The organism is Arthrobacter sp. Rue61a, assembly GCF_000294695.2.
In the GTDB taxonomy this organism is placed as follows: domain Bacteria; phylum Actinomycetota; class Actinomycetes; order Actinomycetales; family Micrococcaceae; genus Arthrobacter; species Arthrobacter aurescens_A.
This window is the reverse complement of sequence record NC_018531.1, coordinates 256970-269329: the sequence shown is the minus strand read 5'-3', so window position 1 is coordinate 269329 and position 12360 is coordinate 256970. Positions and strand designations below refer to the sequence as shown.

Annotated in this window: 11 protein-coding genes; 6 read left to right on the top strand and 5 right to left on the bottom strand. The window is 63.1% G+C overall.

The annotated features are described in order from the left end of the window. Positions 1-29: 29 nt before the first annotated feature. The 4 genes from ARUE_RS01280 to ARUE_RS01265 all read right to left on the bottom strand — a co-directional run bounded on the left by ARUE_RS01280 (position 30) and on the right by ARUE_RS01265 (position 4928). Positions 30-905 (bottom strand): class II fructose-bisphosphate aldolase, encoded by an 876-nt coding sequence (locus tag ARUE_RS01280; protein WP_014920443.1) that lies wholly within the window; start codon positions 903-905, stop codon positions 30-32. Next, entirely contained in the window at positions 905-2371 is a 1467-nt protein-coding gene (locus ARUE_RS01275; RefSeq protein WP_014920442.1) for a GntP family transporter, read from the bottom strand. Before ARUE_RS01275 ends, ARUE_RS01280 begins: the two co-directional genes overlap by 1 nt. A 120-nt stretch (positions 2372-2491) precedes the next feature. Then, positions 2492-3394, bottom strand: a complete 903-nt coding sequence (locus ARUE_RS01270) for an NAD(P)-dependent oxidoreductase (protein ID WP_043469618.1) — start codon at positions 3392-3394, stop codon at positions 2492-2494. A gap of 40 nt (positions 3395-3434) precedes the next feature. Beyond that, on the bottom strand, positions 3435-4928 hold the full coding sequence (locus tag ARUE_RS01265; protein ID WP_011773022.1) for a four-carbon acid sugar kinase family protein: 1494 nt from the start codon (positions 4926-4928) through the stop codon (positions 3435-3437). Positions 4929-5057: 129 nt separating this feature from the next. Here ARUE_RS01265 and ARUE_RS01260 point away from each other — a divergent pair, with 129 nt between their 5' ends. Both ARUE_RS01260 and ARUE_RS01255 read left to right on the top strand, forming a co-directional pair. Then, positions 5058-5861: an alpha/beta fold hydrolase gene (locus ARUE_RS01260; RefSeq protein ID WP_014920440.1), complete on the top strand. Its 804-nt coding sequence runs from the start codon at positions 5058-5060 to the stop codon at positions 5859-5861. Positions 5862-5935: 74 nt separating this feature from the next. Next, positions 5936-6637 carry a FadR/GntR family transcriptional regulator gene (locus ARUE_RS01255; RefSeq protein WP_011773020.1) on the top strand — a complete coding sequence of 234 codons (702 nt, stop codon included), beginning with the start codon at positions 5936-5938 and terminating at the stop codon, positions 6635-6637. A gap of 455 nt (positions 6638-7092) precedes the next feature. Here the strand turns inward: ARUE_RS01255 and ARUE_RS01250 are convergent, their stop codons facing one another. Continuing rightward, entirely contained in the window at positions 7093-8016 is a 924-nt protein-coding gene (locus ARUE_RS01250; protein ID WP_286140079.1) for an AraC family transcriptional regulator, read from the bottom strand. Between the two features lie 223 nt (positions 8017-8239). Here ARUE_RS01250 and ARUE_RS24415 point away from each other — a divergent pair, with 223 nt between their 5' ends. From ARUE_RS24415 to ARUE_RS01235, 4 genes are all read left to right on the top strand, one after another. After that, complete coding sequence (locus ARUE_RS24415; protein WP_014920437.1) at positions 8240-8389, top strand: hypothetical protein; 150 nt, start codon at positions 8240-8242, stop codon at positions 8387-8389. Positions 8390-8512: 123 nt separating this feature from the next. Then, positions 8513-9301, top strand: coding sequence for an SDR family oxidoreductase (locus ARUE_RS01245; RefSeq protein WP_014920436.1), 789 nt, complete (start codon positions 8513-8515; stop codon positions 9299-9301). Positions 9302-9345: 44 nt separating this feature from the next. After that, the gene (locus ARUE_RS01240; protein ID WP_014920435.1) at positions 9346-10587 is read left to right on the top strand and encodes a styrene monooxygenase/indole monooxygenase family protein; all 1242 of its coding nucleotides are present in this window, start codon (positions 9346-9348) and stop codon (positions 10585-10587) included. A 27-nt stretch (positions 10588-10614) separates the two neighbouring features. Further along, positions 10615-12357, top strand: coding sequence for a flavin reductase (locus ARUE_RS01235; RefSeq protein WP_011773015.1), 1743 nt, complete (start codon positions 10615-10617; stop codon positions 12355-12357). Positions 12358-12360 lie beyond the last annotated feature (3 nt).

Below are 12360 nucleotides of genomic sequence, written 5' to 3'. Positions count from 1 at the left end.
GTTGCTGCACTTGGGTACCGCGCTGCGCGTCAGGCGCTGAGCAACTCCAGCGTGGCACCCGCAAAGGTCGCAGCGGAGCCGTTCCAACGAGCCAGCAGCCCTTGGAGGTTCTCGCCGTCTGCCCGGTGGGCGGCAGTTTCAGTCTCCAGTGTGGCCAGGATTCCCGTGCGCAGCTCCGTGTTGAAGTTCACCTTGCCAACCTGCATGGACGGCGCCTTGGCAAGCTCGTCCGCAGGGATTCCGGAAGCGCCGTGCAATACCAACGGCACGCCGGTCTTTGCAGCCACTTCCTGCAGTACGTCCCAGCGGATGTTCGGCTCGCCCTTGTACTTGCCGTGCACGTTGCCCACCGCGACGGCCAGCAGCTGCACACCCGTTCGCTCCACGAAGTCAGCCACCTGCGCGGGGTTGGTGAGCCCTGCACCTGAAGTGCCGGCGTCGTGCTCTGAATCTTCGGCACCAAACGCCTTGTCCTCGTCGCCCGCAAGACCGCCAAGCTCCGCTTCAAGCACGACGTCGGACGCACCTTGGGCGTCCAGCGCGGCACGGACTTCGCGGACCAAGGCGATGTTGTCCTCGTAAGGCAAGGACGAGCCATCGGCCAGGACCGCATCCGCCCCGGCGGCCACGGAGTCACGGATGACCCGCAGATCGGAAGCGTGGTCCAACTGGACGGAAACCGGGACGCTCGCGGTGTCGGCCAGGCCACGCAGGGCCGCGATGAGGCGCAGTCCGTTGGGCGTGGACGCGGTTTTCGGAGCGACGAGCATGATCACGCCGAGCCCGGATTCTTCCGCTGCGCCCACAACAGCCAGGGCTGTGGTGAAGTCGTAGCAAGTGAAGGCGGGAACGGCCGAGCCGGAGGCCAGGGCAGAGTTGACCAGGTGGTCGAGTTTGGTGCGCATTAGTGGCCCAGGCCTCCCACCAGGATCCAGGCGACGTACGTCAGTGCGAAGCCGGCCAAGCCCAGGATGGTCGTCAGGACAGTCCAGGTCTTGAGGCCGTCGGAAACCGTGAGGCCGTAGTAACGGATCACGGTCCAGAAGCCGGCATCCGTAACGTGGGACAGGCCTAGCGAACCGAAGCCGATGGCAATGACGATCACGGCGATCTGGGCCGGCGTGTAGCCACCTTCCATGACGGCCGAGGTGAGCAGGCCCGTCGTGGTCACGATGGCAACGGTTGCGGAGCCTTGGGCTGCGCGCAGAGCCAGGGAGATGATGAAGCCGAGCACGATCACCGGCAGGCCGAGGCTGTCCAAAGTGTGGGACAGTGCTGCGCCGATGCCGGATGCGCGGAGGACTTCACCGAACACCCCACCAGCTGCAACCACCATAAGGATGGAGGCAATGGGAGGCAGTGCGCCTTCGAAGATTTCGCCGGTTTCCTTAAGCGACCAGTTGCGGCGGACCGCCAGCAGGAAGAAGGAGAGGGCCACGGCAACCAGGAGTGCGAAGAAAGGGTTGCCGATGAACGCGGCCACGCCGTACCAGTAGTTGTCCTTGGCGAGGGTCAGTGTTCCAACGGTGCCGAGGAGGATCTGGACGATCGGAGCGGCGATCAGGAACATGATCAGGCCGGGACGCGGAGGGGCGATGGCGCGGGCGCCGGGGCCGTCGTGGCCCACGTGAACCAGGGAGTCGGAACCGAATTCGTCAACCTGCTGCTTCACGCCGGGGAGAAGCTCGTAGTCCTTGCGGTTCATGATGCTGGCAACCCAGTAGGACAGGAATCCAAGGGGGATACAGATGATGAGCGAGATCAGGGTGATGAGTCCGATGTCGGCGCCGAAGACGCCGGCGCCGGCCACGATGCCCGGGTGCGGCGGGACAGCCACGTGAATGGACAGCATGATGCCGGCCATGGGCAGGCCGAACTTGATGGGGTGAACGTTGGCGATCTTGGCGAAAGCGTAGACGATCGGGACCAGGACGATGACGCCCACTTCGAAGAACACGGGGATCGCCACGAGGAAACCGACGGCAGTCAGCGCAATGGCAACGCGCTTGGCTCCGAGCTTTTCAGTGAAGTGGGTAGCCAGCGACTGCACGCCGCCGGAAACCTCGATCATGCGCCCAAGGATGGCACCGAGGGCAATCAGCAACGCGACCTTGCCCATGGTGCTGCCAACGCCTGTGGTCACCACTGTGAAGATGTCCTTGAGCGGAATCTGCGCGGCTACGGCCACCAGGATGCTGACAGCCAACAGGGCAACAAAGGCCTGAATCTTGAAGCGGATGATCAGCACCAGCAGCAGGGCGATGCCCGCTGCGGCGATGGTCAGCAGGAGGGGGGTTCCCAGCTCCACTGCGGGCTTGATGGCGGGGGCATCTGCCGCCTGAACCATCAACGAGTTGATGAGGGGATTCATTGGGGGGTGTCTCCTTTGACATACCAGTCTAAAGAAGACCGGCGGGAGGTGCGACGACGGCGAAGGGGGGACCGCCGTCGTCGCGGGTTCTTTATTGGGAGTGGCTAGGGTTGGGAGTGGTTAGGCGGTGCGCTTGGAGGGCGCAACAACCTTAATGACGGCAGAATCGTCGGCGGCGGCGAGGCCCTGGGCCTGGCCGAGAAGGTAGAGCTGTTCAGCGGCGGCAGCAACGGGTGCGGCGAGTCCGGCGGCCCTGGTTGCCTTACCCACGATGCCCATGTCCTTCACGAAGATGTCCAAGCGGCTGAGGACCTCTGCGCCGTCTTCGGAGTAGGCCTCGAGGATGCGGGGGCCACGGTTGGACAGCATGAAGGAACCAGCAGCACCGGCTTCGAGGGCGGCGAGGGTCTTCGCCTGATCGAGCCCGAGGGCATCGGCGAGGGCCATGGCCTCAGCCGCGGCGGCGATGTGCACACCGCACAGGAGCTGGTTGACGGTCTTGAGCGCTTGGCCGTCGCCGGGCTTGTCCCCAACGATGCTCAGGGTGGACGCCAGCAGCTCAAGTGCGGGGCGGGCCTTCTCCAGCGCCTCCGGCTCGGCACCGACCACAATCAGCAGGTCGCCTTCACCAGCGCGCTTCGGACCGCCGGACAGCGGGGCATCCACCAGCGAAACGCCGTATTCGGCCAGCTTGGCAACCGTGGCCGGGATGGCTTCGGTGCCAACGGTGCTGCCCAGGATGACGACGGCGCCCGGCTTCAGTACCGCCGCGACGCCGTTCTCGCCGAAAAGGACATCGTTGAGCTGCTCGCCGTTGCGGACAGCAAGAAGGAGTGCGTCAGCGTCCTGGGAAGCTTCGCGGGCCGAGGCGAAAGTCTTGATGCCCGCCGCGGCGGCGAGCTCAAGGCGGGGCTCGGCGATATCGAAGCCGTGGACGGTCAGCTCGGACGCGAGGCGGGTGGCCATGGGCAGGCCCATGGCGCCGAGGCCCAGAACGGTGATGGTGTAGTTGCTGCTGGTCATGGTGTTCTCCATTGAATTTTTGGCTATGAGAAAGAGGCGCTTAGAAAGTTGCGCTGAGCTTGCGGGTGACCTGGGTCAGGGACTGGTCGTCGCCCACGTTGCCGGCGAAGACGATGTACGGGATGCCCTTCGCGGGGCCGTCCACCGGTTCCCACAGCGAGACGATGCCCGGGAGCATGGGGCCGCGGACAATGGCGTGGCGAATTTCCAGGCCGTGCGCGGCGACGTCCGAGGACGTGATGCCGCCCTTGGCGATGACGAACCGCGGCGGGAAGGTCTTCAGCGTTCGGTTCACAACGGACACGACGGCGGCGGAGACGGTGCGGGCGATCTTAAGGCTCGCTGCGGCGTCGTCGGTCTTGATGAGCAGGCGGCTGGTGTGGACGATGACATCGCCCTTGCGGAGAGCGTCGACGACGTCGGACACAACGGTTGCGATGTAAGCGTCGGCTTCCGCGTCGAGCAGCTTCTCGACGTCGATCTCGATGATGTGGGCCGAGCTGTGCTCTGCGGTGAGGTCATTGAGTTGGCGTGTGGTGACGCCGACGTGCGAGCCGACCACGATCAGGCCGCCGGCTGTGGAGGGAGTGTTGCCCGCGTAGGCCTCTGTTGAGGTCAACGCGGTACGGATTTCTTGTCCGATGCGACCTCGAACGAACGGCGGGCCCACACGGTAGAGGAGCTTCTTACCGCGGCGCTCGGCTTCTTCGAGGCCCAGGGCCAGAGCGCGGAAATCGTTCTCGGTGACGATGTCGGCCACGATCGGCGTGGAATTGCTGGCGGATTCCAGGGCATCAGCGATTGCCTTGGCGGAAATAGCGGGGTCCTGCGCGGAGGCGCCGGCGCGGATGATGTTGAGGTCCAGGACGATCACGTCGCCGGCTGGGAACCGGCCCTGCGATTTTTCCTCCACATACTTGGCCATCTCGGAGTTGATGAAGCCGAAGCTTGCATCCCTGGCGAATTCCGTCTCGGCCACGGGGGTGAGCGAGCCGGCGTCGCCGCGCATGTAGTGCACGCCGCCGATGGTGACGCGACCGGCGTCGGGGAATGCAGGGACGATCACCACGCCGTCGGTGGCTTCGCCGGTCTCGGCAGCCACGGTAGCGGCAATGACGTCCGGCTCCAAGGGGTAGTGGCCGCGGAGGGTGGAGTCGCTGCGGCTCACGAAACCGAGGCGCAGCCGAGGACCACCACTGTTGCCGGCAGCTGCAGCCAGTGCGTTGCGGACGACTTCTTCGTTCCGGGCCGCGGCTTCTGCCGGGTCCAGGCTGCGGGTGTTGGTGAGGACGTAGACGGCCGGCTTGGTCTGGTTTTCGCGGATGTGGGTGAAGGCCCAGGTGAAGTCTGCGACATCCCAACGGGTAAGCACGGCGAGGTCCGCAACGGACTGCGTTCCCGTGGGGTCGTCGTCGAGGACAACCAGGACGCGGGGAGACGTTGCCGAGGACGCCGCAACGGCGTCGGCAACCAACTGAGCAGGAATCTGGACTTCCGCCGGGAAAGCGGCCAGAACGTCGGCTTCAAGGGTCACTGTGCACTCCATCGTGGGAAATCTCTGTTGCGGTTTGGTGAATGTAAGATGTCAGACATCTAACATTTGAATTAGTGTGACACACGGCTCTTCAGCGCGCAAGGTCTCGAGAATCACTAGGCTGGGCGCATGGCTGACGCAGGGATTCCGCTCCCGTTCGTGGACGTTCGCACGCCCGCCGTTTCCGCAGGTGAGCCCACCCCGGCAGTGCTGATTCACGGCTGGGCGTCCGGTTCGGTGTACTGGGAACCGCTCGCGAATAAGTTGCTCGACGCCGGACGGACGGTTTGGATTCTGGACCTCCCCGGCTACCACACTGGCGATGATTTGCCGCCGGATTTCGAATGGACTTTGGACTCGGCAGCGGCCTCGGTAGCCGCAGTCCTTGATGCCCGCGCCGGGGGTCCGGTGCACGTGGTGGGGCACTCCATGGGTGGAAGCGTGTCGCTGACACTCGCTGCCGCCCGTCCCGACGTGGTGGCCACCATAACCTTGGTAGGCATGGCGCCGGTGCCCCAAAATCAAGGATTCAAAAAAGTGCTGACGTCGCAACTGGACCAAGGATTCTTCGATTCCGCGACTAAAACGAAGCTCATGAACGCCTGGTACGGGGAGCTTTCCGCAGCAGATATGGAGCGGCTTAGCACAGGGTTCGATGTCCCCTTCCCGGTTCTGTCCGCTAGCGCCCTGGCGGCCATGACCGGCGTCGAACCTTCAGTGCCCGGGCGCGTCCACGCGCCACTGCTGGTGATCGCCGGAACCGGCGACCGGGTGCGACCCATTGAGCAAATGCGCGTGTTCGTAGCCGAAAGCCAGCAGCGCCAGCTGAGAGCCATCCCCGGCGCAGGCCACAACGTCCACTGGGAGCAGCCCGACAAATGCGCCGCGGCGCTAACCGGGTTTTGGGAAACAAGCCGGCCACCGCCAGCGTAAGATGTCTGACAACCACCCGTCCCGGGGGAAATCCGCGGGGCGCCGGGCGGTCTGAAGTACAGAAACGGGGATACATGGCACGCAAGTCACTGGTGGGCGTGGTGGCTGATGAGCTGCTGGACAGGATCATCGCGGGCGAGTTTCCGCCCGGAACAGTGGTCCCGGGCGAGCTGGAGCTCAGCGCCAAACACGAGGTGAGCCGCATGACCGTGCGTGAAGCCATGAAAACCCTTGAAGCGCAGCGGATCCTCAGCGTTGAACGCGGCCGTGGAACGTTTGTTAACCCGCTGAATCAGTGGGCATCACTGGAAGCCGTGCTGCGTGCCGCGTCCGAAGGAACCAAGGATGCAGCCGCAGCGATCCAGCTGATCGAACTCCGCCGGATGCTGGAAACGGGCGCCTGCGAACTGGCCGCCGAACGCATCTCCGACGACGAGCTCACTGCCCTCAAAGATCACGTGGAAAAGATGCAGGCCGCCCACGAAATCAACGATCTCCCCGCTTTCGTGGAAGCAGACCTTGCCTTTCATGACGTCATTCTTCACGCCTCCGGCAACGTCTTTGTTGCCGTGCTCTTCGAACCGCTGCACCGCGTCCTCGAAGCCCGTCGGGCCGAAACTTCAGCGTTTCCTGAGATCCAGGAACACGCAATCGGGCACCACAGGAAGATCGCGGCCGCCCTGGAATCCCGCAATCCCAACGAGGCACGGCTCGCCATGGATGCGCACATGCAGCAGACCCTGGACGACCTGAAGACGTACGTGCTGGAGGCGTAGCTGGCACAGGCGCCTTAATTGTTGGACCCGGATAATTTAAATCCTGCAGGGGCCGGGTCTAGCAAAATCACTGATTTCTGGGGAATATTCGGGCCATCCTCTTAAATGTTGGAAACCTCCCTGGAAAATTCTCCCCGTGAACCCACTCGATTTTCCCGAATTCCCCTTTAGCTCTCCACTGGCGAAAGCCATCATCGACCCTGAACGGGTTCGCGCAAAGTTGACGTGAAGGCCGCAGACCTTAGTTCAGCATTCACAGGTTCAGCTGCGACACGAAGTCAAGACATTCGAAAGCTCCTGGACCGCGGCGTCATTGAACCGATCGCCAAGGGGAAGAGATCCTACCGGCTTCGGCTGGCCTCGAGTGAACTAACGCCACTTCTGGTTCGGGAATTGGATCAATTGGGATTCCTGCCCCGCATTCTGCGCGATTCAGAATAGTCTCCGCCTCCTACCTAGCGGCGCAGGCTCTCGCTGGGCAGCTCGCCGAAGGCCTTCACGTAGAGCGCAGAGAAGCGCCCTTGGTGTGTGAAGCCGCATTGCTCAGCCACCGCCGTGACGCTCTGCTCGCGGGGGTTCGCCTCTAGAAGCATCTCCCGGGCACGGTCCAGCCGGATACTGCGCAGCAACTCCGACGGCGTCGCGCCGGTCTCGGCCCGCAGGGCAGTTTGCAGGGTACGGACTGAAACACCCAAGCACTCCGCGATGTCCGGCACCGTGAGTTCTTCAAAGGCGTGCCGCTCCAGCAGCTCCCTGCACTCGCGGACCAGCCGACCCTCCGCTTCCGCGTTTCGTGCTTCCCCGGCGGGCGGCTCCATCGCCATCAGCAGTCGGGACACCATGCTGTCCGCCAACAACCCCTGCACAAAAGCGGGAGCTGCGAACTGGGGCCGGCTGATCATGTCGTCATGAAGCTCGACGACAGCCCTCAAGAACGCGCGGCCGGCGGAACCTGAAAGGTCCATGCCATAGCCCAGATCCACAGCGTCATTGCCATAAAGCTGACCGGCCACCCGCTCAACCGCTGAACGACGCACGTAGACAATGAGGTGCGGACTTCCGCCGTCCCAGCTCATGGAAAATGGGCGGTCGATAGGCGGAACCGTAGCCATGCGGGGATTGGATTCCACACTCCTGGCACCTACCTGCATGGAAGCGTGACCGGCCAAAGGGATCTGCACCAGATGGAAATCCTGGAGGCCCTCGGGTTCAATCCGAACGTCGGCTCCGTAGTCCAGGAACTCGATTCCAACATCGCCACGATGCAATGAGCGCAGCTTCATGTCCATCAAGGACGCGCGCGTCCGCGGGGCGAGCTCATGACTGCAGAACAACTCCGCAATCTTGGCATGCGCCTCGTCCACGTCAGTTGTGGCCATTGTTGGCTGCCCCCGGAGAACATCACGGGCAAGAATCCTGACCATCCGCCACCTACTTCACGGGTAATTGCACGTCACACGGTTTTCTGGAGCTTTTCGCCTTTCGGATGATCCCCGCGCCAAGTGGATATTCCGGAGTGCAGCGCCTGTCTAGAGTCGCTTTTAGGACAAGTATGACGCAGCTCACAAAACGATACCAACAGCCAAAGCGAGGTGAGGACCAGTGAAGAACATCAAAGTGGTACGCGACCGCAGGGACGAGTGGGATCAACGCCACTTCGAACTCTGGGCGGCGGAGCTTCAGGCCAGGGAAACCCACCTCACTTCCGCAGCGTGGGTTGGTTGGCATGAAGAAGAGGAAGACCCTGCGTAATTCGGATGACTTCCGCGCTAAGTGGATAGTCCAGCCAACAACGACTACCTAAAGTCGCTTATGGATCGACCATGACGGACGTCACATTTCTTCAACATCACAAGTACGGGAAAGGTTTAGGCCATGTCAGGACTCGACGGCAGGACAGCAATCGTCACCGGTGGGGCAACCAAGGTGGGGCAAGGAGTGGTGACCTCATTGCGCGACGCCGGAGCCACGGTGGTGGTTGCGGATATAGCCCCCGACGGCGACACCCTCACCAAAGCTCTCGGGGAAGGGATCCACTATTCCCACACTGACATCACCGACGACGCCGCAGTCACCGAACTCGTGGAGGAAACCGTGGCCCTCTACGGCGGGCTCGACATCCTGGTAAACCTCGCCTGTACCTACAAGGACGACGGCGCAGCGTCCGGGCGCGCCGACTGGCTCGAGGCACTCAACGTCAACCTCGTCAGCGCAGTGGTGGCCAGCAACGCAGCCCGCCCCCACCTCAAGGGCTCCGGGCACGGTGCCATCATCAACTTCACCTCGATCTCCAGCTCAGTAGCCCAAACCGGCCGCTGGTTATACCCGGCGAGCAAAGCCGCGCTGGTGCAAGTCACCCGGAGCATGGCCGTGGACTTCGCAGAAGACGGCATCCGAGTGAATTCCGTCAGCCCAGGCTGGGTCTGGAGCAACATCATGGACTCACTCAGCAACGGGAACCTCCAAAAGACAGACTCCGTGGCGGCCCCCTTCCACGCACTCAAGCGGGTCGGCCGCCCCCACGAGGTGGGTGACGTCGTCGCGTTCCTCGCCAGCGACCAAGCAAGTTTCGTCACCGGCGCAGATTGGGCCGTCGACGGCGGCTATTCCGCCTTGGGCCCGGAACGCGCCGAAGAGACCATTCCCCTGCTCGCAGCAAACTAACGCCAAGCTTCACAACACCTTCCACCACAGAGAAAGGCAACGCCATGACGCAACGCCACATCACCATCGTCGGTGCCGGCCAGTCCGGGCTGCAGCTCGGCATCGGACTGCTGGACGCCGGCTACCAAGTGACAACCATTTCCAACCGCACACCCGAAGAGATACATGAAGGCAAGGTTGCCTCCAGCCAGTGCATCTTCCACAACGCCTTGGAACACGAGCGGGCACTCGGCTTGGACTTCTGGCCCGATGCTCCCACCGTAGACGGCATCTCGTTCACCATCCCCCACCCCGAACTGCCGGGCGAGAAGGCGATCAGCTGGGCCTCACGCCTGGATAACCACGCCAAGTCGATCGACCAGCGCGTGAAGTTCCCGCGGTTCATGGAGGAGTTCACAGCACGCGGCGGAGAGCTCGTCTTCGAAGACGCCGGCGTTGCCGAGCTGGAGAAGTACACGCAGAACTCGGACCTGGTGATTGTGGCCGCCGGCAAGGGCGAGATCGCGCAACTGTTCACCCGTGACGCGGAACGCAGCACCTACGATGCACCGCAGCGTGCCCTGGCCTTAACCTACGTGAAGGGCTTGACGCCGCGCGAGGACTACTCGGCGGTCTCATTCAACCTGATCCCCGGCGTTGGCGAGTACTTCGTTTTCCCGGCGCTCACCACCACCGGCCCCTGCGAAATCATGGTCTTCGAAGGGGTTCCGGGCGGGCCCATGGACTCGTGGAAGGGACTCTCACCCGAGGAGCATTTGGAAAACTCCAAAAACATCCTTAAGACCTTCCTGCCGTGGGAAGCCGAGCGCGCCACGGATGTGGAACTCACCGATCCCAACGGCGTCCTCCAGGGCAGGTTCGCGCCCACCGTCCGCCACCCCATTGCCACGCTGCCCAGCGGCAGGCAGGTACTAGGCCTGGCCGACGTCGTGGTTTTGAACGATCCGATCACGGGGCAGGGTTCCAACAACGCGAGCAAATGCGCGGCGTCGTACTTGCACAGCATCACCCGGTACGGCGGTGGCGCCTACGATGCAAACTTCATGCAGGCCACTTTTGAGCGCTATTGGGATTACGCGCAGCACGTTGCACACTGGACGAATGCCCTCCTGGCTCCGCCTCCGCCCCATGTCCTCGAGCTCTTGGGGGCTGCGAACAGCGAGCCGGCTATCGCGCATCGCTTCGCCAACGGCTTCAACCACCCACCGGAATTCCAGGACTGGTTCATGTACCCGGATAAAGCCGCGAGCTACCTCGCGGATTTGTCTGCCGCCAAAGTTTCGTAGCACGACCCTGCTAATAAGGACTCAACCATGCGAAAGATAGCAATCGTGGGGGCCGGCGAATCCGGGGCCCAGCTGGCATTGGGCCTGCAACGTGACGGCTACGCGGTGACGCTCCTATCCGACCGTTCCGCTGCCCAGATCCGCACCGGCAAGGTCATGTCCAGCCAGTGCATGTTCTCCACCGCCCTGGACGCCGAAGCCCACATGGGGACAGCGCTCACCGAATTCTACGAATCCGGAGCCGTCCCTGGCATCACCTCCATCCGGCTACGTGTGGATAGTGATGAACCCATCGAATGGGAAGCACCACTGGACGGTCCCGCCCGGTCCATTGACCAGCGCATCAAAAGTGCCCTCTGGATCGAAACATTTGTTGCAGCCGGTGGTGACTTCCGCATTGAGAAGGTCACACCGCGCATGCTCGAAGAACTCGCCCACGACTACGAGCTGGTCATTGTGAGCACCGGCAAGGGCGAGATCGGCCAGATCTTCCCGCGGGACAAGGCCAAGTCGCCCTTCGACCGGCCGCAGCGGGTACTGGCCCTGAACTACGTCACGTCCGACGACGGTGCTTCCGCCGCCGGTACCGGCGGCGCGGGCGACGCCATCCGCATGTCCATGGCCCCCGGCGTCGGCGAGTTCTTCACGTTCCCGGGCCTGACCGTATCGGGCCCCTGCCGCATGATGGTGTTCGAGGGCGTGGTGGGCGGCCCCATGGACCGCTGGGCAGACGTCGGAACCCCCGAAGAGCAGCTCGAGCGTTCGCTGGAAATCCTGCGAGACCATTTCCCGCACGAGGCAGAGAACTTTGCCGCCGCTGAGCTGACTGATAGTGGCGCGACGCTCCTGGGGCGCATCACGCCCACGGTGAGGTTCGCCGTCGGGGAACTCGGCAACGGGAAGCTGGTGTTCGGGCTGGGTGACGCCGTTGTCCTGAACGATCCGCTCACCGGGCAGGGTTCCAACAACGCCACTCTGGCCGCGAAATACTACCTTGATTCGATCATTCGCCGAGGCCAGCAGCCTTTTGACCGTGCCTGGATGGAGCGCACCTTCGACGAATTTTGGCGCGGCTGGGGGCAATGGGCGGTGGAGTGGACCAACGATCTCCTGAAGCCGCGGCGTGATCACCAGAAGACGCTCCTCCGTGAAGCCGCTGACCATCCGGCACTGGCGGCAAGCATCGTCAGCGGCTTCGACGATCCTCGGACGTCATACCCCTGGTGGTTCGATCCCACCGCGGCCGCTGACTTCATGCAGGCCCGGAAAGAGGACGATGCTGCTGCCTTCGATGTGAGGGATTTCAGAGGTGCGTTGGGTCAGTTCGCCACGGGCGTCACGGTGGTTACCACTGTGTCTGCGGACGGCCGAAAAGTGGGCATGACCGCGAATTCCTTCACGTCAGTGTCCATGGATCCGCCGCTGGTGCTCTGGTGCCCCAGCAAACGTGCCCCCAGCCTGGGCGATTTCGAGGACGCAACGCATTTTGCCATCAACATCCTGGCCAGTGACCAGCACGTCCTGTCCCGCCAGTTCGCCACGCCCGCCACGGACAAGTTCGCCGGCGTGGAAACAGCTGACGGAATCGCCGGTGTTCCGCTGCTGGAGGGTGCCGTTGCAACATTCCAGTGCCGCACCGTTGCGCGACATGATGCCGGGGACCATGTCATCTACGTGGGTGAGGTGGAAAGCTACAACCACCAGGACGGCGCTCCCCTGGTGTTCCACGGTGGAAAGTACCACGCCACTGCCAGCCATCCGGATTTCTAGTCA

Excerpts from the sequence above, each read along its gene's own strand:
- ARUE_RS01245 (WP_014920436.1), top strand. The coding sequence starts at position 8,513 with ATGTCAGGACTCGACGGCAGGACAGCAATCGTCACCGGTGGGGCAACC.
- ARUE_RS01235 (WP_011773015.1), top strand. The coding sequence starts at position 10,615 with ATGCGAAAGATAGCAATCGTGGGGGCCGGCGAATCCGGGGCCCAGCTG.
- ARUE_RS01240 (WP_014920435.1), top strand. The coding sequence starts at position 9,346 with ATGACGCAACGCCACATCACCATCGTCGGTGCCGGCCAGTCCGGGCTG.
- ARUE_RS01260 (WP_014920440.1), top strand. The coding sequence starts at position 5,058 with ATGGCTGACGCAGGGATTCCGCTCCCGTTCGTGGACGTTCGCACGCCC.
- ARUE_RS01275 (WP_014920442.1), bottom strand. The coding sequence starts at position 2,371 with ATGAATCCCCTCATCAACTCGTTGATGGTTCAGGCGGCAGATGCCCCC.
- ARUE_RS01270 (WP_043469618.1), bottom strand. The coding sequence starts at position 3,394 with ATGACCAGCAGCAACTACACCATCACCGTTCTGGGCCTCGGCGCCATG.
- ARUE_RS01280 (WP_014920443.1), bottom strand. The coding sequence starts at position 905 with ATGCGCACCAAACTCGACCACCTGGTCAACTCTGCCCTGGCCTCCGGC.
- ARUE_RS01255 (WP_011773020.1), top strand. The coding sequence starts at position 5,936 with ATGGCACGCAAGTCACTGGTGGGCGTGGTGGCTGATGAGCTGCTGGAC.
- ARUE_RS01250 (WP_286140079.1), bottom strand. The coding sequence starts at position 8,016 with ATGGCCACAACTGACGTGGACGAGGCGCATGCCAAGATTGCGGAGTTG.